Source organism: Sorangiineae bacterium MSr11367, assembly GCA_037157805.1.
Lineage (GTDB): Bacteria > Myxococcota_A > Polyangia > Polyangiales > Polyangiaceae > Pendulispora > Pendulispora rubella.
This window is the reverse complement of record CP089983.1, coordinates 7,187,648-7,208,456: the sequence shown is the minus strand read 5'-3', so window position 1 is coordinate 7,208,456 and position 20,809 is coordinate 7,187,648. Positions and strand designations below refer to the sequence as shown.

At 64.9% G+C, this 20,809-nt stretch carries 16 protein-coding genes; 5 read left to right on the top strand and 11 right to left on the bottom strand.

Going from position 1 to position 20,809, the window contains the following annotated elements:
- Nucleotides 1-295 precede the first annotated feature (295 nt).
- The 5 genes from LVJ94_27840 to LVJ94_27820 all read right to left on the bottom strand — a co-directional run bounded on the left by LVJ94_27840 (nucleotide 296) and on the right by LVJ94_27820 (nucleotide 6,871).
- Nucleotides 296-835 carry a hypothetical protein gene (locus tag LVJ94_27840; protein WXB00724.1) on the bottom strand — a complete coding sequence of 180 codons (540 nt, stop codon included), beginning with the start codon at nucleotides 833-835 and terminating at the stop codon, nucleotides 296-298.
- Between the two features lie 102 nt (nucleotides 836-937).
- Nucleotides 938-1,603: a class I SAM-dependent methyltransferase gene (locus LVJ94_27835; GenBank protein ID WXB00723.1), complete on the bottom strand. Its 666-nt coding sequence runs from the start codon at nucleotides 1,601-1,603 to the stop codon at nucleotides 938-940.
- A gap of 15 nt (nucleotides 1,604-1,618) precedes the next feature.
- A complete protein-coding gene (locus LVJ94_27830; GenBank protein WXB00722.1) occupies nucleotides 1,619-4,174 on the bottom strand; it encodes a protein kinase in 2,556 nt (851 codons plus the stop codon).
- A 120-nt stretch (nucleotides 4,175-4,294) separates the two neighbouring features.
- Complete coding sequence (locus LVJ94_27825; protein ID WXB00721.1) at nucleotides 4,295-5,209, bottom strand: matrixin family metalloprotease; 915 nt, start codon at nucleotides 5,207-5,209, stop codon at nucleotides 4,295-4,297.
- A 135-nt stretch (nucleotides 5,210-5,344) separates the two neighbouring features.
- Nucleotides 5,345-6,871 (bottom strand): FAD-dependent oxidoreductase, encoded by a 1,527-nt coding sequence (locus LVJ94_27820; protein WXB00720.1) that lies wholly within the window; start codon nucleotides 6,869-6,871, stop codon nucleotides 5,345-5,347.
- Between the two features lie 117 nt (nucleotides 6,872-6,988).
- Between LVJ94_27820 and LVJ94_27815 the strand changes: the two genes are divergently transcribed.
- Complete coding sequence (locus LVJ94_27815) at nucleotides 6,989-7,945, top strand: SDR family oxidoreductase (protein WXB00719.1); 957 nt, start codon at nucleotides 6,989-6,991, stop codon at nucleotides 7,943-7,945.
- A gap of 88 nt (nucleotides 7,946-8,033) precedes the next feature.
- Complete coding sequence (locus tag LVJ94_27810) at nucleotides 8,034-9,509, top strand: hypothetical protein (protein WXB00718.1); 1,476 nt, start codon at nucleotides 8,034-8,036, stop codon at nucleotides 9,507-9,509.
- Here the strand turns inward: LVJ94_27810 and LVJ94_27805 are convergent.
- Nucleotides 9,506-10,144, bottom strand: coding sequence for a hypothetical protein (locus LVJ94_27805; GenBank protein WXB10756.1), 639 nt, complete (start codon nucleotides 10,142-10,144; stop codon nucleotides 9,506-9,508). The genes LVJ94_27810 and LVJ94_27805 overlap by 4 nt on opposite strands.
- A 100-nt stretch (nucleotides 10,145-10,244) precedes the next feature.
- Between LVJ94_27805 and LVJ94_27800 the strand changes: the two genes are divergently transcribed.
- Both LVJ94_27800 and LVJ94_27795 read left to right on the top strand, forming a co-directional pair.
- Complete coding sequence (locus tag LVJ94_27800) at nucleotides 10,245-11,669, top strand: hypothetical protein (protein WXB00717.1); 1,425 nt, start codon at nucleotides 10,245-10,247, stop codon at nucleotides 11,667-11,669.
- A gap of 664 nt (nucleotides 11,670-12,333) precedes the next feature.
- Nucleotides 12,334-12,747, top strand: a complete 414-nt coding sequence (locus tag LVJ94_27795; protein WXB00716.1) for a hypothetical protein — start codon at nucleotides 12,334-12,336, stop codon at nucleotides 12,745-12,747.
- Between the two features lie 3 nt (nucleotides 12,748-12,750).
- Here LVJ94_27795 and LVJ94_27790 read toward each other — a convergent pair whose 3' ends face one another.
- Together LVJ94_27790 and LVJ94_27785 are read right to left on the bottom strand one after the other, a co-directional pair.
- A complete protein-coding gene (locus LVJ94_27790) occupies nucleotides 12,751-13,707 on the bottom strand; it encodes a hypothetical protein (GenBank protein ID WXB00715.1) in 957 nt (318 codons plus the stop codon).
- Between the two features lie 52 nt (nucleotides 13,708-13,759).
- Complete coding sequence (locus LVJ94_27785) at nucleotides 13,760-14,926, bottom strand: hypothetical protein (protein WXB00714.1); 1,167 nt, start codon at nucleotides 14,924-14,926, stop codon at nucleotides 13,760-13,762.
- Between the two features lie 316 nt (nucleotides 14,927-15,242).
- Here LVJ94_27785 and LVJ94_27780 point away from each other — a divergent pair, with 316 nt between their 5' ends.
- Nucleotides 15,243-15,845, top strand: coding sequence for a hypothetical protein (locus tag LVJ94_27780; GenBank protein WXB00713.1), 603 nt, complete (start codon nucleotides 15,243-15,245; stop codon nucleotides 15,843-15,845).
- A gap of 66 nt (nucleotides 15,846-15,911) precedes the next feature.
- On the opposite strand, the gene LVJ94_27775 is transcribed toward LVJ94_27780, so the two are convergent.
- The 3 genes from LVJ94_27775 to LVJ94_27765 form a co-directional block, all read right to left on the bottom strand.
- Nucleotides 15,912-16,052 carry a hypothetical protein gene (locus LVJ94_27775; protein ID WXB00712.1) on the bottom strand — a complete coding sequence of 47 codons (141 nt, stop codon included), beginning with the start codon at nucleotides 16,050-16,052 and terminating at the stop codon, nucleotides 15,912-15,914.
- A 38-nt stretch (nucleotides 16,053-16,090) separates the two neighbouring features.
- Entirely contained in the window at nucleotides 16,091-19,318 is a 3,228-nt protein-coding gene (locus LVJ94_27770) for a VCBS repeat-containing protein (GenBank protein ID WXB00711.1), read from the bottom strand.
- 93 nt (nucleotides 19,319-19,411) lie between these two features.
- Nucleotides 19,412-20,695, bottom strand: a complete 1,284-nt coding sequence (locus LVJ94_27765; protein ID WXB00710.1) for a heme-binding domain-containing protein — start codon at nucleotides 20,693-20,695, stop codon at nucleotides 19,412-19,414.
- Between the last annotated feature and the right edge of the window lie 114 nt (nucleotides 20,696-20,809).

The following is a 20,809-nucleotide window of genomic DNA, read 5'->3' as shown; positions in this document are numbered from 1 at the left end:
TGGTTTACGCGCTTCGTGTCGAGACGGTTTCGATGCAGCAAACCTTGGCGCAAGTGTTGTGAACGCGACTTCTCCACGTCGGGGCGTCTGCAAGTACGTACTTCCATCCAGCTAAGTCGCTATCGAGCCACGCCATCCTGAACGCGCCTTCCGCACGATACGGCGGCATTGCACTTATCTACGGCGCAACACGGAAGAGCGACCCTCGGTACGGCGTCCGCCGCCATACGCGTGTCTGGAGACGGCCGGGGAGCGACACCAAAGGGCGCGCTCCGCCGCCGTCAAATGAAGCTACTCAAGGATTGTGACTCACCGTAAGTGGAAATTGGAGCAAGGCGGCGATCACTTGCCCCGGGCTCCCGACGGGCGCCAGTTCGACCGGCTCTTGGAGCTGGTACACGGAGCCTTGCGGCGGGAAGACGCGGAGCTCATTGTTGACGATCCTCGCCGTCTTCGTGTTCGAAAGCACCAGCGGTGGACCGCCTCCCGGCGGCTTCTCGACCGTGACCGTGAAGTCGAGAAACATCGTATTCCGATAGACCGGCGGCAGGTTCGAGATGAGCTCGAGTAGACTGAGCGGCGTGGTGTCCACGTCCGCCTGGCTGATGGTGACCTTCCCCAGCACCGGCGAGTCGGCCGACCACTCGCAGCCGACGAATTTCAGCTTCACACCCCCCAAGCCCGCGCCGAGGTTCGCTTCGACGCGCGTCCTCCAGCCTCCCTTGAAGTCGAGCGTGACGATCCCCAAAACGTCCACCTTGAGCGGTACGTTGGCGGCGTAGCTCGAGCAAGGGATCTCCACGCCAATGGGCGGCAGTAGTCCTGACAATGACATAATGCCATCTTCCTTTCCGAGGATGGGCACTCCCCCTCAGGACGCCATCATTTCCAACTACGACGACGTCCGTCAATGGACGGCTCGAACAACGAGGAGATCTCAGCCGGCCGAATACGGCTTACGTGCCAAGATATAGCCACGCTGCGTGGGGTGCTCGATCTCGGTGTGCGGGGCGCGCTCGAGGTACGCTTCGATGCGAAATCCCGCGGCCACGAAGGCTCCCTCGACGGTGGCGCGCTCGAAGCATACGAAGTCCAAATTCACGGGTTTGCCGAATAGCTCGTTGCGGTGCACGACTTCGTTGCCCAAGTGAAAGGAGGCGAGGGCGAGCCCCGAGGGGCGCAGCACACGGAAGAATTCGCGGCACGCCTGGGTGAGCTCCTCGCGGTTGAAGTGCACGATGGCGTAGAACGCGACGAGGCCCGCGTACGAAGCCGGAGCGTCGTCGAGCGCGAGCATCGAGCCCACGCGAAAGGGGATATCCGGCAATCGCCGTTTCGCCTCGGCGATCATCTCTGGTGCGAGATCGAGGCCGGTCACGTCGATGCCGCGCTCACGAAGGGCGCGCGCGCTTTGCCCCGGTCCGCAACCCACGTCGAGCACCGGCCCGCCCATCCCATCGCTTCGTGGGCGCACTTGATCGGCAAAGACGTCGAGCAGCGCACGGTCGAACGGCTTGTGCCGAAGCTCGTCGAAGAAGTGCTCCGCGTACGATCCTGCAATGTGACTGTAGCTCGCCTCGATGTCCCGCAGTTTGCCGGTCATCGCGCCAACATAGCACTAGGACTTGCAAGCGAGTGCGTGCATCCGCCGCCCGGCCTCGAGGGCGGTCACGGAGCGCGGCGTCGCATGCCCCCATCGATCGACGACGAAACGGTAGGCGGTGCAGGCCGCGGCGGATTCGCCGAGCTTCTCCTTGGCCATGCCCAGCCAGAGGTGCGCGCGCACATTCAGGAAGGGGTATTCGATGCTCTGGCAGGCGCGGGTCCCGCTCTCCAGCAAGGGCAGCGCCCGGGCCGGGTCTCCCGCCTGCAGGTAAATGTGGCCCGCGTAGGCGTCCAGCACCCCGACGTGCCACGCCACGTGGAAGTGCCGCGCGGCCTCCCGCGGCTCGATCGAAGGGGCGTTGCCCAAGGCGCCCCCGCTGAGGGCCCATCGCTCGAATGCATTGAGCGAGCTCGCGTTCGCGTGTTCCCATGCGCGCGCCGCGTCGCGCCACTGCGCCAGCGTGCGGCGTCCGCCGCGGAATGCCGCCCCGAGCAGCCACGCCTCCGTCGGTGCGACCGACACCGCGATGGTCTGATCCGGCGTCCACGCGTCTTTGCGGAGCAACGCCTGCTCCGCGACTTGCGAGGCGCGTGCCGTATCCCCCATTTCGAACAGGGACTCCGCAGCGAGCATTGCCCTGGCCCAATGCGACTCGCGCGATGCGGAGTTCGCGAGGTGCCGCTCGAGCCGCTCGGTGCTGGCGAGTGCCGCGTCGAATTGCCCGAGCCAAGCCTCCAACTGCGCGCGGTCCAAGAGACGCTCGCCTTCGCGCGCGTCGTCCGGCAAGCGGCCGTAGCGCTGCTGCAGCACTTCTTCGATGGCCTCCTTCGGTGCCTGCGTGGAGGCGAGCGCTTCGGCGAGGCTGCGGTAGGCGGTCGGCTCTTCGGGATCCCACGACGAGCGACGCCGGGCGAGGGCCACCGCCTCGTCGCACTTTCCTTCGCGGCTCAAGGCGAAGACGCGGTCTTTCATGCAATCGACGGAGCCCGGCGACATGGCCACGCATTGCTGCAGCGCTCCGACCACCTCGCCGTCGCGTCCCAGGTGCTCGAGAAGGCGCGCCTGCGTTTGCCATGCGTCGGAATACGTGGGATCCAGCTCCGCCGCCCGCCGGACGAGCGCGAGCGCGGCTTCGAAGTCTTCCCGGCCTCTGGCGACGTTCATGCGCTCGCCCGCGGCGCGAAAGAGCAGCTCCGCGTCCATGGGGAAGCGGCGCACGCCTTCGTCGAGCAGCCGCACCGCCTCTTCCCGGCGAGGCACGTCCTCGGTGACGACCATCGCGAAGGCGTCGAGCACCAAGCGATCGCGCTCGCTCAAGGCATCGCGCAGTCGCAGGACGTTCCGCAGGTACTCGCGCCGGGTCGAGATGGGCACGAGCTGCTCGCGGCTGATGAGAAATCGGCGCAGGAGCGCCTGCGGGCACCCGGGATCGGCTTGCGCCGCGAGGTCGAAATCGCGGGCGGAACGGTCCCATCGGCCTTCGTGCAGCGCCTGCAGGCCCTGTTGGTACGCCGCCACCGCGCGCGCGTTGCACGAAGGTGCCGCAGGAAACGCCGTGAGCGCCGTGGGCGCCGGTGCAGGGGCGGCCTGCGCGGGCGGCGCGGGGGCCTGCCGCCACGGGCGAAACGCGACCCCGATGGTCGCGCCCACCACGGCCACCGCGATGGCCGCGCGCATCCACACCGGTCGCTGCGCGCGCGTTTTCGGCGCCGGCTCCGCACCCTTGACGACGGGCTCCTTGACCGAGTTGGGGGATACGTACACGAGCCGGTGCGACGTCAGCGTTTCCCCGAGGAGGCCTTGGGCGATGCGGGCCAGGATCCGTTCCACCTCGGCGGCGGACGAAGGCCGCCTCTCGCGGTCCTTGGAGAGCAGCTGCATCACCAGCGCATCGAGCTCGGGCGGCACGTCCGGGCGAACGTCACCCAGCCTCTGCGGATGCTGCGTGAGCAGCAGCGAAAGCACCGCGACGGGATCGGGTCCACCGAAGGCGTCGCGGTTGGTGAGGCAGCGAAAGAGCACGCAACCCAGCGAGAAAAGGTCCGCGCGCCCGTCGAGCCGCTCCTCCCCGCGTGCTTGCTCGGGGGCCATGTAGCCCACGGTTCCGAGCACGGTTCCCGCCGTGGTGACGTGTTCTGCGGTCGACGCACGCACGATGCCGAAGTCGGCGAGCTTGGGCCTCCGCAGGTTGCCACCGACGAGCAAGATGTTGCTCGGCTTGACGTCACGATGAACGATGCCGACGGCATGCGCGGCGGCGAGTGCGCTGGCGAGGCGCTGGCCCAGCTCGAGCACGTCGTCCAGAGGGAGCCGCTCCTGCCGCTCGCTTGCGCGCCCGAGTCGCGCATGAAGGTTTTCGCCCTCGATCCATTCGATGGCCAGGTAGGGCGAGCCATCCTCGGCGACGCCGTGCGCGAGGTAACGCACGATGTCCGCGTGATCCAGCTTGCCCAGTGCGTCGGCCTCGGTGGCGAACCGTCGGACGGCCGTTGCATCGGTTTTGCGCAACACCTTGAGCGCGACCGCACGCTCGGTTGCGCGATCGAAGGCGCGGTAGACGATCCCCATGCCGCCTCGGCCGGCTTCCCTCTCGACGAGGAAGCGACCTGCGAAAAGGGTATCGGTGTCAACGCCCCGATGGGCGTCCCGCGACGGGTCGTCCAATGCAGCGCGAATGGTACCGTGTCGTCAACGTGGGCGCAATTGACCGCGGAGCCGCCGCAACAGAACGAGGCCCGATGCCGTGAGCAACACGGGGAAGGGAGACGGCCACCGCCATGGCTCGTTCGACGAGCCGGGGGAGCTGTTTTTCCACGTGTTCGCGGGCGCGACCGCGCATCCGCCGCCGCCTTCGACGGAGGTCGTGTCCTCGCAGGTGCTGACGTATCCGTGCCGCGGGGTGGGATCGCATGTATCGGCCGGGATCGTTCCGTCGGCCGTAGGGCGCGTGTGATCCGGTGGGTACACGGCGCATATGCCCGTCGTGTCGTCGGGTGCCAGATCCCGCATGGTGAGGGCTCGGTACGACGCGTACATCGTGGCTTCGGTGTCGATCGAGTGCGCGAAGCCGATGAAGTGACCCGCCTCGTGCGTGGCGATGCTGAGAAGATCGAGTGCGCCGGGCGGAAGGTTGTCGGTGGCGGAAAGCGGGCTCGGTTGGGCGGCATTGATCTCCATGTCCGAGCCGAAGATCTCGCCGCTGTCGGCGTCGTAGCGCACGGTGGTCAGGGCCAGCGTGTTGGTGGGATCGCGGTGCGGCCACGTCGAGTCGCGGAACACGATGACGTTCTGGTTGGGCCCTTCGCTGTTGTATCGGACCTCGCCGCATTCGACGGGTCCGAGGTAGCGCATGTCGAGGCTGACCCGCGAGGAGCTGCCGCTCCCGCAGGAGACGCTCGTCCACGTTTGAAATGCCTTGGCGAACACCCGCTCGGCATCGTTCAACGAGATTTGCCGGCTGGAGGCGCGCTGCAAGCTGTAGCCGACGCACGCGTTTTTCCAGAAGAGCGGCTTGCCGTAGGGACAGCAGGCCTTCCGCGTCTGCTCGTTCCAACCGTCGCACCGGTTCGTCGAGGACGGGTCCCCGGGTTCGCGTCCGGTCATGGTGCGGCAGAAGCCGTGGGCGCTCGAGGAGATTGCGGAGATCGCCGTGATCGCGCCGACCATCGCCAACAGAACCAACGGGGAAAAAGCCGCGGAGCGTTTCATGTGGTGCGCGCCGCGAGCATACCTGAGCGATCACGCTCTGGCGCGCAGAATCTCGGCCGCGGCGCGTTCGCCGGAATCGACCGCGCCTTCCATGTAGCCTTGCGCGCTCCCGGTGTGTTCGCCGGCGAAGTGCACATTGCCTGCCTGGAGTCGTTCCGCACCGGCAAATCCGGTCCAGTCGCCGGGGGCGTAACACATGTAGCTTCCCTCGAAGTGGCGCGCCGTGCCCCATACCATGCGCACGGCTTTTCCGTCGTAGGCCGCGCGGCTGCCCGGAAAAGCGCGTTCGAGGTGCGTGACGAAGTGCTCCGCCCGAGAGCGTACGTCGCGCTCGCCCACGGCAAGACCGAGATGGCCACCGGTGAACGAGACCATCGCGGCGCCTTGGGTGGGAAAGCCCTGCGAGGCGTCGTAGCTGAGATGGTAGACGTCGTCGGAGAGGGAGTCGCCGCTGGCGCCATCGGCAACCCAGGGGCGCGACGACATGCCCACGACGACTTTGCTGTTGGTGCCATAACGCGCCGTCTCGATGGCGCGCCGTTGTGGCATCGAGATGGGGAGGCCGTCGAGATCGCATTTGCGAAGTTGGGTGAAGGGAATGGCCAGCACGATTTCGTCGGCGGAGACGTGGGTGGTTCGCCCATTCGCGTCGAAGATGGCGTCGAGGCGGCCGTCGGCGCGCAAGCGCACGCTCTGCAGCCGGTGTTCGAGGTGGACCTTGTTCGGGAGCCGCTCTTCGAGGCGTCTGGCGATGGCGTCGCTGCCTTCTTTGACCACGAATCGTTCGCCGTCGGCGAGATCGTTGCCGGACATTTCGTAAAGCAAATTGAGGTAACTCTGTTCCGAGGGCTCGCAGCCGAATTCGGAGAGGCAGGAGAGTTCGAGCAGGGTGCGGGCGGGGCCGTCGAAGCCGTTGCGGTGGCACCATTCGGAGATGCTCAAGTGATCCAACTCGCGGTGCACCGGATTGTTCGAGGCATACGACGCCGCTCCGGCGCCATGCGCCACGCGGTCCGCCTCGATCCGTTGGGTGATGGGGCCGAACATCTCTCGAACGCGGGCCCCGGACCAGCGTTCGCCGCCAAGCAAATAGCGCTCGTCGTCGAGCTGGGCCGCGGCGGCCTCACGGTCGACGAGGTTCAATCCGAGTTCGCCCACGAGCTTTCGAATGGCGAAATGTTGGGTGTCGATGAACTCGCCGCCCAATTCCACTTTGGTGGCGAAGTGGTTGTGCAGGGTGTACACGCGCCCGCCGGTGCGGTGGTTGGCCTCGTAGATATCCACCGACCGCCCGCGCTGGGCGAGGCGGTAGGCGGCAGTGAGGCCGGCCAGGCCCGCTCCCACCACGACGACGTGCGGTCCGTGCGTGGTGTGCGTGCGGCCTCGGCACGCGGCAAACGCGGAAGAAAGTGCCAAGGCCCCCGCGGAGAGGCCGAGCCCGCGCAGCAGCTGGCGGCGGCCGAGCACGTAGGACGCCGGGCGGGCAGTCTGCGGCTCGGAGGGGCGGGAGGCTCGAAGGGCTCGTTGGATCTGCTGAAAAAGGCGTGTCCGCGGCATGCGTGTACCAGGTCCCTATCGATGGGACGCCGCGAGCGCGCAAGTGGCGCACGAAAAAATATGGTTGCGTTTGCTTTGAGCGCCTCATGGAGAGGTGGAGGTTACGAATTGACAAAAATGGTAACGATTGTCAATTATGTGGGCATGGACGAATCGATGGATATTCCGAATCAATACGGAAAGCTGGCCGTGGTAACCGGGGCGAACAGTGGAATCGGTTTGGAAACGGCGCGCCGTTTGGCGGGCGCTGGGGCGGAGGTCGTCCTCGCCGTGCGGGATCTGGCCAAGGGGCGGGTGGCGGCGGAGGCTATTTCAGCCGAGCACCCCGCGGCGGTGCTGCACGTCGCGCAGCTGGATCTTGCGAGCCTTGCGTCGGTGGAGGCCTTTGCCGACGATTGGCTCGCACGGGGGCGGCCGATCGACATTTTGGTCAACAATGCGGGCATCATGGCGGTGCCTCGTCGGAGGGTGACGTCCGATGGCTTCGAGCTGCAACTGGGCACGAATTACCTGGGGCATTTTGCGCTCACGGCGCGTCTGCTTCCCTTGCTCTGCGCCGCGAAAGGGGCGCGCGTGGTCACATTGAGCAGTTTGACGCATCGCTATGGGAAGATTGCCTTCGACGATTCGCAGTCGGAGCGCTGCTACAGCGCGGGCCGGGCCTACGCGCAGTCCAAGCTCGCGACGCTCATGTTCGCGGACGAGTTGCAGCGGCGGAGCACCCACGCCGGATGGGGCATCACGAGCCTGTCGGCGCATCCTGGCGCCACGCGAACGAATTTGCAGATCACCGGGCCGAATTTCGGGACGGCTCGCACCCGCCCGAGCCCGGGCATGCGCGTCATGATGCAAATCATGCCGTGGCAGGATCCACCACAAGGCGCCATGCCCACGCTTTACGCCGCCACGGCCCCCCAGGCGCGCGGCGGCGAGTACTACGGCCCGAGCGGCTTTGCAGAGCTGACCGGCAACCCCGCCACAGCGAAGAAATCCCGCCGCGCCCTGGACGAATCCGCCGCCTCGCGCCTGTGGTCCGAGTCCACGCGCCTTACCGGAGTTGATTTCGCCGCCTGATCGCGTTCGGCCATTTGTGAGAAACATTGCGCGCATAATTCGTATTTGTGCGCGGTCACGCATCGCGACGACGTGGGATACCTGGGGCATGCGCCTATCCACATCGCTTAGAGGCACCCTTGCATTTGGCGCGCTGACCGCCCTGGTGAGCGCGTGCTCCTCGGAGACAGCTACCGAATCGTCGATCGGTGAGACCACATTGGCCGCCGTTCCCGCCGCCTCCGACGACATCCTCGCCGATCTCCGGAACACCCCGGGCGTCGGCAACGTGCAAGAACTGACCTCGCCCATCCCGGACACGCGATATTTTCTCGGCACCTTCGAGCAGCCCATCGATCATCGCGATCCCGACGGCCCCAAGTTCACCCAGCGATTCACCTTCTTGTACCGCTCGCGGCAGCGTCCCACGGTGCTCGCCCCGGAGGGATACGGCATTGCGCTCAATCCGTACTTCTTGGACGAACCGACGTACCTCTTGGCGGCCAACCGCCTCCAAATCGAGCATCGATTCTTCGGCCCCTCGACGCCGCCCGCGTTGGATTGGACCAAGCTCGATGTCTATCAAGCGGCCGCAGACCAACACCGTCTCGTGCAGGCCATTCGCCCCCTCGTCCCTCGGAAATGGCTCTCGACGGGCGGCAGCAAGGGCGGCGTAACCGCGACATTCCACCGATACTTCTACCCCGACGACGTTTGGGCCACCATCGCCTACGTCGCGCCGACCAGCTACGGCCGTGCCGATCCTGCGTACATCGACTTTCTCGAACACGTGGGCGATGCCGCATGCCGCGACAAACTCAAGGCATTTCAAACCGAGCTTCTGCGCCGCCGGCCCGAGATCGAGACGCGCATGGCCGACGAAGCCGCCGCCGCGGGCGATGGTTACCAGCGCCTCGGGATCCACAAAGCACTCGACTTCACGGTGACCGAAGCGCCGTTCATCTTTTGGCAGTATCTGCCCAATGGGAATTGCGTCAACGTGCCGGCCGCCACCGCCTCGACCGATGAACTGTATGCCTTTCTGAGCAAAATCTACGGACAAGTCTACGACGAATACGGCGACGCCTCCCTCGACTATTACGCAGCCTATTATTACCAAGCTGCCACGGAGCTCGGTGCCCCCGGCTACGACTATTCGCATATGCGCGGGCTCTTGACTCCGCACTTCCGCGACGCCCCGCAGGACATCCCGCCGCTCGATATCGAGAAGCGCTTCCACCCGGCCACCGTACCCGTGCTGGCGCACTGGGTTCGCGCCCGCGGCGAGCGCATGCTCTACCTCTATGGCGGAAACGACCCCTGGTCCTCGCGGCCCTTCGAGGTGCGAGCCCGCAACGATAGCTACCGCTACATCGTACCCAACGGGAACCACCGCTCGCTGATTTCGTACCTTCCCGAGGACGAAAAACGCGCCGCGTTCCAAACCCTGTCGCGGTGGATGGACACGCCCATCACGCCCCTGCCATTCCCCACGAGCCTCGATGCCACCGGCGGCGATGCCACCGGCGGCCTGCCCGTCGAGTCGCCGGCGATGTGGCGGCGCTACCACCCGCGAGGCCATTAGTCCTTCGCGCGGCGCGGTTCCAGCTTCGGGGGGCGGGTTCCGCGCCGCGTGGCGCCCAGCACGGGGATGTACGGCAGCTCCGTGCCGGATTGCACGCAGCGAAGCATCAATCCACCACGGCTCATGTCGCCCCGGCCGACGAAGTCCTTGGGAAAGAGAAGCCGATCGCCCAAAACCTCCAGCAACGGGTCGACGTATTTGACGCTGGCGACGCTGCCCAAGAGCACGATTTCATCGTCGGGGCCGAGGGTGTCGAGGATCATCTTGGCATCGCGCACCAGCGGCTTACGAAACGATTCGTGCTTATGGTGAATATCGATTTGGGAGAACTCGTCCAGGTGCTCGAGGCAGACACGCATGGCCGCGGGAACCAATCCGCGGCTCGGCGTGATCACGAGCACGCCCGCCCCCAGGGCCGGGTTCTCCCCCCGAGGGCGCGCAAAGCGCTCCGCGTATGCCAGCTTGCCCCGAAAATAGAGCCCCGACAGGAAGCGGTACACGTGACCGATGGGCATCCCTTCCGGCGTGCGCAGTCCCGCCGCCATGGGAAACGTCGCTCCCGGGTTGAAAAGGAGCGCGCCACGTTTTCCGTCGAGCCGAGCAGGCGAGAGAAGAAAAATGCGCGCGGAAGCCATCGTCGCCACGAAGGATGCCGCCTACGCCGCCACGAGGCCAGTCCTGGCACCGATTCGGCACCACAGCGGCCCGCCGAGTGGGTAAGATTTCGCGCCCTGTATGAAGCATCGACGTTTCCTTCTCGCCGCCTTTACCGTCGTGGCCGTTCCCTCCGCGTGCGCCCTCGACGGGTGCAACGATTTTCGAACCGACGGCGGCCCCACGGGGGTGGAGGCGGGCAAGGACACCCAGGCGGCCGAGGCATCGCCGGGCATCGACGCCGCCATGGACGGCACCGCGGACGCGCACGATGGCTCGCCGACGGACGACAGCCCCCTGGATTTCGAGTGCCCGCGGTGGACCAAAGAGCCGCGCGATCCGGATTGTGCGCCTCGCCGCACCTTCGTATTGGAGAAGAACACGGCCATCGATAGCTCGACCTTGCGGGTGGCCGTCGGCGCGCCGGATCGTATCGCCATTGCCTACAATGCAATGCAGAGCGCCGACGAAGGGCACATTCACGTCTTTCGATTCGTTGGCGATGCCGTATCGACCCAGCCTTTGGTCATTTCGGAAACGCAATTCGACAATGTCGGGTTCTCGCTCGACATCGTCGCTGGTCCCGATTCGGAATTCAGCCTGGCGTACCAGACGGCGCCGAGCAACGAGATCGTCTACCGCACGGTGGCGCAGTCCGGACCGCCGTCGCCGACGCAGCTCGTCGTCGGCGGCATGGCCGATCCGGCAAGCATGGCCCTCACCGTGGCTCCGAGCGGCGAGGTGCGCGCAACGTATTCGTCACCCGGACAGAGAAGCATTTTTTCGAAGGCCAAACCGCGCGGCGGAACGTGGGGGGCGGCCACCCTCGTCGCCTCGTACCGGGACGACGACGATGGGGGCGGCTCCACCAGCGTTCCGGGAGCCTGGCACGTGAGCGCGGTATCCGACGAAAGCGGCAGCACGCACGCGGCGTTTCATGCGCCCCGCGCGAAAGTCTATTCGGAGCCGCGCTACACGCAATTCACGGGAACGGCGTGGAACGACAGCAAAGTATTGGACAATAGCGTGGGCACGAGCACGGCAGGTTTTTCCATCGCATTGGGGCTGGTCGGCACGTTGCACCACGCCGTCTTCTACCACCGCGCGCTATCCGCGACGGTGGCCGACCTGCGGCTCGCCTCATGGACCGGGGGGGATTCCCTCCCCACGATCCAAATATTGGATCAGAACATCCCATCGGCCAACGCGAATGCCCCGCGCTACCGCGTGGCGATGGCCATCGATCGCTGGGGGCTCGTCCATCTCGTGGTGGCGCGCCCGTCCCCCACCGGGGCAGGTGGCGAGATCGAATACCTTCGGCAATCCCGCCGGGGCGGGCAGGTGAGCTGGCTGAGCGATATCATCGACGACGACATCTTGTCGGACGTCTCGGGGGCTCCCCTGGTGGCCATTGCCATCGGTCCCAATGGACGTCCGCACATTGCGTATTACCGCGCGAGCGACAATTCGATGGTGTACGCCACGCGCACCGACCGGCAAAACTAGTCCAAAACGCGGGAGAATCGTCGGCGTCGATGATTGGATGTTGGCTCGTGCCATGGGGAGTCTGGTCGGTCATGGCACGATGAGCTCTACCGAGCGTCGCCCGCGTGCGGGGGGCGGAAACGCTCCACGATTGGAGACGTTTCGTCACTCGAGGGGCGAATTGCCGCACACGCGAGAACTCAAATCGATGTCCTTTCGGGGACATGCCAAAGCGACCTGCGAAGCACGGTTATTGCTGGAATCCCATCATCGCTTTCGCAATGAAGGCGATACACGACACAAGGGGGGAATACCATGGACCTGATTGGCTCGATTCTGGACCTTCTCAAGCAACTTCTCGGAGGGCTTCTGGGGTAAGCTTCAACAAAGCTGAACCGAACAATCGCCGGGAACGCCGATGAAGATCGGCCAACCCAGCGAAGACGAGAACGTACATGGATTGAGCTGGCGGCGACCTGCGTTTTGGTGGGTTTGCCGCCATGCTTTTATTTGGGTACTTTGATATGCGATTTGCGATGGGGTGTCGTATCGACGCGGTCGCTTTGGGGCCATCTCGCTTGAGATGGGCCGCTCCAGCTCACGCGCTTTCGGGACGGACTGCGCAACGGGTTGGCTCGGTGGGTATCATTTTGCGCAATGCCTCCTGGTGGTGAAAACTGGGACGATGGACCCTTTTCGGAATGAGCAGGAAGCCGCTCACGAGCGCATAGCGCAACTCGAGCGCGAAAAGGAAGAACTCGAGCTTCGCAACCGCGAGCTCGCATCCCAACTGAAGCAAAAGCGTGCCGCCGCGGATCCGCTTCGTGTGGCGCGGCTTGCGATCTTGATGGCGGTGGCCATCGGCTGCGTCACCTCCACCGCACTTTTCCTGGGCACGTTGCGCCGCGCGTGCCTCGAGGGGAGGGACGACCCGTCGTCCTTCCGCGGGATCGTGGTCGTGCCGCATCCGGCCCTTTCGCACTCGGGCCATTCGCCGCTTCTCGACAAGATGCCGCCGCCCTTCGAGCCGCCGAAGCCCGCCCTCGACGCCTCTGCCTGCATCTGCGCCAAGGGCGATCCGTTGTGCGACTGCCTGTAGCCTTTACAACCGCGTCTCTTTGACGATGCGCGACGAAACCATGCGGGCCGCGCGCACGCCCGCATTTTCGGGGCTGCATCCGCCACCGATCCCGGCGAGCGAAATGGCGGCGCTGCATACTTTTCCGCGGTAGCCCGCCACGGGCCCCGCGGGGGTCATACCGACTTTGCCGCCGAGGTCCTTCGGGGAGGTGCCATCCGGGAATTGCTCTTTGGCCTCCACCTCGACGACCACGTGAAGCCCCTTGGCGCCGGGCGGAATGCGCACGCGTTTGCGTGCGAGGTGCGAATGAATGGCTTGTACGATGCCATTCCATCCTTCGAAATCGGTATTCGCGGAGAGCAACACGACGTGCATGCTCCCATCGGCATTCACCGCGATGTCGAAGGAGGCCTTGCCGGTGGTCGGTGCATCGGTGGTGCGTGCGGCCGCTTCGACGGCCAGCTTCACGGGGCCGCCGCGGCCGAATCCGCGCGCGGCATCTGCGGCATCGAGGGCTTCGGTGAGCCCACCCGTGCGTGACGGGCGTTCGTCCGCGGGAGGCTCCGCGCTGGCCATGGGGCCGGGCGCGAAGACGGCCGGCCCGCGTGCGGTACCCAGGCCGAGATCGATGGGCTTGCCCCCCGTCGGTGGAAGGCTCCACCCTTCGCCCGGCGCTGGGGCCGCCGAACCAGACGACGCGGGCGCGGGTGCAGGCGCCTCCGATGGAGCGGCCGAGGGCCTGCCGGAATCGTGCGCGCGGGCGAGCGGGGTCGCCGGCTCTGCGCTGTGCGGTGCGGGGGCTTCGACCTCCGCGGGGGGAGGCTCGATCTCCCACTCCTCGACCACGTCGGGTGTCGCGGCGGCTTCGGGCGGTAGTCGGACCGCAGCATGCTTCCAGGTCACCGCGAGAAACATGGCGTGGACACCGCATGCGGCTGCAAGCGAGGCGAGCGTGCGACGTGAAGGCTGCTCGTGCACGATGGCCCGTAAAGCCTTGCGGACACGGCTTTATTCCCGGAATGGACGGGCTTCAGTTCCCGCCGGTCGAGGGCTCGTCGTTCGATTCGCCGAGGTGCGCGGCGAGCTCGAATTTCGTATCGGGATCGCGCAACTTGGCACGGGCCTCCTCGAGCAGACGCTCGTACATCGGATCGATGAGCTTGGGAAGCAGGATGGGCTCCAACGTGCCTTCCAGCTCCTGCAGCAAACGCCGTCCCGCGAGGTCCTTCGTGTTGTCGTGGGCGGCGTTGTTGTTGAATCGCAGAAGCCAATCGAAGAGCACCAACGCCTCGCTCTCCGGCAGCTCGATGGTGACCGTGCCCGACAAAAGCGACGCCAGAGATGCCAGGGGCTTGCGGCACGGCGGCTCCGGCTCGAACGGCGCGGAGGGCAGGAGCCGGCCATCGTTGCCACGCTCTGCCGGTGCGGGGCCCACCATGCGGAGGGCGTGCTCGATGGGATCGTACAACCCGAAGACGACGGGGCCGATCTTCAGCATGTCGCTGCCATGCCACACGGTTTGCGCGCCCGGCTCCAGGGTGCGGTTGCCGAGATGAACGAGGGACGTGTGCGTATTGGTCACGCGAATGACGTCCGACTCCACCGCGAGTGCCACGTGTTCATCGGCCACGCCGTCGCCGACGACGTGAATCTCGCAGATGCGGCTCTTGCCCAGGCGGTACGGCTTGGGCGGCGTGCGTGGCTTCAGCTCGATCGTGCTGAAAAAGGTCTGATTCCGCCGTACGACGTCCGGCGGTGCTTCGACGGGAATGACCCGAGCGTAGCCCCAGCGCGTGCGATCGTGCCGCTCGCGCTCGATCTCGGCGCGCGCGATATCCAGCTCGTCGCGCGAGAGGTAGCGCTTGATGGGCGACAGACTCGGCTGCCGGGCCACGATGCGCGTGGCCCCCATCTGAAGGATGCATTCGGGAAGTAGCGTCCGCGTGATGCCCGGGGTGAGCGGGATGCCGCCCACGCGCAAGAGGTCCGTGCTATCGAGCGCGCGAATGACGTAATCGGTGCCATCCCACGCGATCTCCGCGTGGTAGCCGTCGACGGTGAGCTCCGGAACGGCGACGTCGTTTGCACCGAGCCGCTCTCCCTTGCCGAGATAGAACTTCGGCTGCTGACGCGTGCACGCCGTTTGGCCGCTTGCGCGAAAGATCGATAATTCGATGATCCGGGGAGGAAGATGCATGCCGGGGTCGGAGAAACTCTAACCCCGCTTCGCGCATTCGGGGCACGTTTCCCAACACGAGTCCGCTCCCGCAACCGTTGCCTTCGAAACTTTTCGATGCCTATTGAATGTGAGACGTCGAGAACACACCGTCGGTGTGCATTCGCGGGACGGATCGGCCAGTTCACGTGTGCGCACACGTACCGCGTAATCGCACGGCTTTCGTGCCGCTATTCGGTAATGACCGTCCGCGTCGAGCAAGCTGGCCGCGCACTGGAATGCTGGACCATGTTCGTACCATCCCTTCGGGCACGCCGAATGGTTACGTTGAATCGCGATGATGGAGGCGAATCCGAAGATTTGGCAATCCGCCAGGAAGCCGGCCGACATCCATGTGCAGGGCGGCGAGATCGTCGCGGGGGGCACGGCCGGTGGCTACCGCGAGCCGGGTCGGACGCTTCGGGCGCCGCTGAAGATGACCCGATGGAGCCCCGATCGCCGTGGGAAGCTTCTGCTCGTCTTTGCGTGCGGCTGGGACGGATGCATGCTGCTTTTGCTGAAGATGGGAGCGTGGACCCCTTGGCTCACGCTTCACATCCTCGCCGGAATCCTGATCACCTACATCGCCGTGACCGCGTTTCTCTGCCGGCTCACCGTGGTGGTCACCGCGCAAAGCCTCTCCGTGCGGCAAACGCTGTTCTCGCCCAGGAGGACGGTGGCTCGCGATCTACCAGTGGAGTCGGTCACCGGCCTTTACATCGAAGAAACGAATCGCCTCGAAGGCTCGGTGAACGACACGGAAATTTGGCGTCCGATTTACCACGTCATGGTCGTTCTGACGTCGGGCGCAAACGAACGCCTCCTCTCGGACCTGGATGACTCGCCCCATGCCCATTTCTTGAAAGAGGCCATTGAGGAGTATTGGGGCAAGAAGGGGTGAGTCCATCGCCCAAATTCGCGCGAGCGGGGAGGCTGGAATCCCCGTCCGCGCAGAGGGCTCAGCGAATCACACCGTTGCGCGTGCCTCGACCTCGATGTCCGGCTCGGCGAAGCGCGGCATGTCGCGGTCCGGATCGAAGTCCTCCTGGTACGAGCTGATTTCGGCGTCCATCTTGATTTCGACGAGAGACGGGGTGGTCCAGTGCATGATGTCGTCCTTTTCGTGAAGCTATTTGTCGCGTATTCTTAGCGTCGAAACTTTCCAGCGAGCCACACGGTGGATGGCTCCCACCCTCCGTAGAAGCCGCCGGGCTGCTGCCACGATTGGGCCGGGGCGAAGCCCGTTCCCGTGGACGTTCGCACCACGATGTCGTTCAGGTTGCCCTTGTTCCAGACGGCGGCAATATCGGCTTTGCCGTCGGCGTTGAAATCGCCCGCCACCATTTTGACGTCGTTGCCCCATCCGCCGTCGGGATTGCCCGTGTAGACCAACTGGAACTGCGTTCCCGTCGACCGGTAGATGCGAAAGACGGCGCTGTCGCCGCTCTTTTCGGCCGACGCAATGTCGGAGAGACCGTCGCCGTCGAAATCTCCGGCGAACCATTTCGTGTTGGGCGCGTACGTGCCCGTGGGCACGATCCAGTGCCAGTTTGCCTCGAAGGCCGAGCGAAGGGAGCGACGCACGGTGATCCGGTTCGCACCGTTGTCGTTCCAAATGGCGGCGATGTCGGAAAGACCGTCGCCGTCGAAGTCGCCGGATACCCAGTTGATGTTCGGCGGATCGATCCAGCCGGCGTCGCGCCACGACCAGAGGAAGCTGTGCTCGAAACGGATGCCATTGCTCGCAGCGCGGAACACGGAAAGCGAAGGCGAATTGGTCCCGTCATTCGAAATGGTCACCACGTCGGTGCGGCCGTCCCCGTCGTAGTCTCCCGATAGCCATTGGGCCGTGGGGTTCCATGTTCCGTCGCCCCCGCGGTTCCACGTCCACTGTGTGGGGTTGGTATTCGGTATGGCCGATAGCGTTCCCGCCCATTGGCTCGTCGTCTCGTAGGGCGCAGACGCATTTCCGGTGGAGCGGCGCATGGCAAGGCCGTTCAACACGGTGGGGCCAACGAAGCCGTTCGGCCATGCGTTGACGACGTCGGAGATCCCATCGCCGTCGTAATCTCCGGCCATCCAGTTGGTGGGATTCCAGCCGCCATCCTTGGTGGCCCAGGCGAAGTGTGGCGCGAACGATGCCGCGGTGGGGCCATTGGAGCGGTACATCGCGAACGATGCGGAGTTGCTCTCCGGCCATACGGCCATGAGGTCGTCCGCGCGTCGGGCGGGCGCCGGCGACGACTTCAGACCGTAGAATTGCACTTCGTTGTTTCCGGTGGCCACGATCACTTTGCCGTGCGCAATCGTCGGGGAGGTGAACTTGGAATACCGCCGAATGAGATTATTCGGCGTTTTCCCTGCCGGCACCCGCTTGTCGCCCCAGAGAAGAGGAAGCAAGCCTCGCCCGTTGTCGTCGGCGGCGAATGCGTACAGGCGACCCTGCACGTAGCCTTGTGTGGCATCGCAATACTCGACGAACGTATCGGAATTTGGTCCCACCATGCAGCCGCCGCACGCTTCGCCGGTCGCCAATCCCGGACCACATCGCGCTGCGGGATTGTGATCGTGTTGGTCGTCCGCGCTCGTCTTCGTGGGGTAAGGCTCTTCCACGATGCCCCACACGATTCCATTGGTTGCCCCATTCGCGGAGAGCGAAAGGAAACCTCCGGGCATCGAACGGAACTGGCTCATCACCTCACCGTGGGGCGAGGGGACGGGGTTCGCGGGCGTCGCATCGCGCGTGTCCGTGAAGAGTCCTTGGCGGACTTCGAACCGCTTGAGCGAATCCTTCTCGCTCCAAGCGTACACGTAGGTGCCGGCGCCGCCACCGCGTGAGCTCACATCCCACGCCAGGGGGGCACCGTGAATGTTCGGCCCGGAATAATAGGGCTGCTGGTACGAATACATCGACGAGTAGCTCGCGTCCGTTCCGAGGCCGTTGTCGCCATCGACGAAGGCCTGGAACGACTGCCGATGGGCCATATCGGCGGCGTTGAGCAAATAGAGGCGGCCGTCTTTTCCGCCGCCGATGACGCGACCGCCGAGGAGCAGCGTTCCACCCGAGCCCAAATCGGCATCGGCCCGCTCGCGGCCCCAGTAGATGGTGTGATCGAAGCCGTTGTTGCGCAGTCGGTAGGTCGGAGGATTGGGCGGCTGGTTCGGCGGGGGCGGATTGGATGGCTGCAACTCCGCCGTCCGGCGCTGATCGGTGTAGGCCTGGACCGGCGTCGTCGAACCCGCATTGAAATACGAAAGTGGCAATTTGACGAAGCTGTCCGCATAGTCGCCCGGTTTCGGGCCTTCGGGGACGCTCGTATCGGGGTTCTTGATGTCCCCGTTGATGAACTGGTAGGCGCCATTCCCCGTCATGAGGTAAATCGCCGAGCCATCCGAGGCGAGGCCGCCTCCCGATTGCCAGATTCCGCCGCCGATGCTGTTCGGCGTGGAGCAGAAAACCCTGGCAAGCGGTGTGGGGCGCGAGGGATCGCTCACGTCGAAGCCGATGACGAATCCGTGATACGGCACCTCGTCGTCCTCGCCGCGCGTGCTACCAAATCCGAGAAAGAGCTTGTTCTGAACGAGTGCCAGACCGGGGCGGTTGTTGTGATAGGCGGGCTGGAACGCCAAGTTGTTGCAGCCATTCGTCCCATCGGACTTCACCTCGGCGCGGCCGACGAGGGCGCCCGTGCGCGTGTCGATGGAGTTGACGAAGAAGTGCGTCGCCGGCGTCGGGCTCCCGCTGAATTCGCGGGTGACCGCGTACATGATGCTCTTTGCCAAGTCGACGACGGGCGTGCTGACGATTCCGACGGTGACCGCGCCAGGGCCCTCGCGTTGCTCCGGGTTGAAGCCCAGAAGCGGGTCGCCATTTTCTCCACAACCCAGGGTGGGGGTCTTCCAGCAGATCGCCTGGCTCTGGACGTCAATCGCGTAAACGATGTTGTCCAGGGTGGCCACGTAGGCGATGTTCGCGTTCTTGACGGCGGCGCCTCCGCACGACACCGCCGCATTCTCGACGTAGAGAGGCTGCGCGTAAATTTTCCCCGAGACCGGAACGGATCCCAGATAGCCGAAGCCGCTCTTTACGTTGCTGGGGGTGAGGATGTTTTCGTGCGTCGACGCGCCCGTGCGCGCGAGGTCGTTGTGTTGCGTAAGGACATCATACTGGACGTTGGTCGCGTCGTTCTGGAAGATGGCGGCCTGGTCGCCGTACGACTGCAAGGGCCCTGGCGCCGGGGCGGGGGCGCATGCCGCGGCTTCCGCCGAGGCCGTCTGTGGGAGCTCGGCTCGTTCCGCGGAGGCCGAAGAACATGCCGAAAGAAGCGCGAGCAAGGAAACGAATCCTGTGCCGGTACGTAACCGCGTCGTCATCGAAGGGTTGCCTTTCTGGGCGAGAGCTCGCCATTCCCTTCGGTCTCGTTTCGCGCGCGGTTGTCGAAAATCGTTTCCCTTGGTCGATTCGGCCTACGGCATGATCGAAGCGCGCTGCTGGACGATGTACGCGACGCGCGCGTCGGCGGCGGCGGGATCGGCGGGTGCCTTGTTCAAGGCCGGTCCATCGTAGCGGTCGTAGGTCGGATGTTCGGTCGAGAAGGTCACCTGCTCGACGGATTGCAGGGCACCGGGGACGGTGGCGCCGAACCAATTCTCATCCTCTGCGCTCTTCCACGCCACGAGCGAAAGCACGGCGCCCTGCGGATACGTGGTTTGCCCCGCACGGGCGGCCTGGGCGGCCGAATCATTGCCGAAGAGCATGTACGTCGTACCGTGGCTTCGATCGGTGAAGGAGGTGATGACCTTCCAGCCGTGGGTATCGAACAGCGGCGTCTTGGGCAGCGATGCGGCCTTGTTGACCAAATCCGACTTCGACGGAGCCCCCAGCGGGCCGGCGGAGAAGTCGATGCCGTTGGTGAAGACGAAGTCACTGTCGTGCATGGGCGCGTGGCAATTCACGCACTCCGTCGCAAAGGAGGCATCTTTGTAAGGTTGCTCCAACTTCGTCCCGTTCCACTTCGCATAGCCCCAGCCTTGGGTCTTCGAGTACTTCTTGCTGTCCTTGACCATGAAGCCTACTTGCTTGAACACGCCATTGTGGACCGTTCCGTTCGCGTCGGCGGAAGCCTCGTATTGCAGTTTGGCGAGGATGGCCCCGTCCGGCCACGGATTGGTCTTGTGTTCGCGCACCGCCTTGATGGCGATATCGTTGCCCGTGATGATCTTCATGGTCCCGGTGTCGGGCCGGTCGGAGCTGCTGATGGTCTCCCAGTTTTTGTAATCCGCAATGTAGTCGATGCCGTTGGGAGAAGGTTGCACATCGTTGGCCGCGGCGCCGTGCGTCCATGTGGCGAATTGATTGTCCGCGGTGGCAGCTCTCTGCGGTGTGGGCTCGGTCTTCGGGATCTGCGTGGCCAGGTACTCCTTCAACACCGCGATGTCCTGCGCCGTCAGCTTGGCCGATGGATGCAGCGCGGTGTACTGCGCCGGCGGCATCGTTCCGAAGGTGGCCTGGTTCAATGACTCGAACAGTTTCGCCTTCTGCTGGTCCTTGGAAAGCTTGTCCCAATTCGAGAAATTCATCGCTCCGCGCGCGTGCTGCACGTCGGACGCGACCAACCAGATGCCCGGCGAGATGTGGTCGAACCACTTCAGACGGGTCTCGTTGGAGTGGCAATCGTAGCAAGCCTTCTGCAAGATCTCTTTGACGGGCGCCGGCGCCGTCAGATCGCCGGTGACGGGCGGGTTCTCCACCGTGGGGCGAAAGAACTGGAGTCCTCCGAAAGCGAGTACGCAAATCCCGACAGGGACAATCCATTTTTTCTGGTGAAGAAGAGTCATGCTGCGACTACGCCGTCGTTCTCGTTG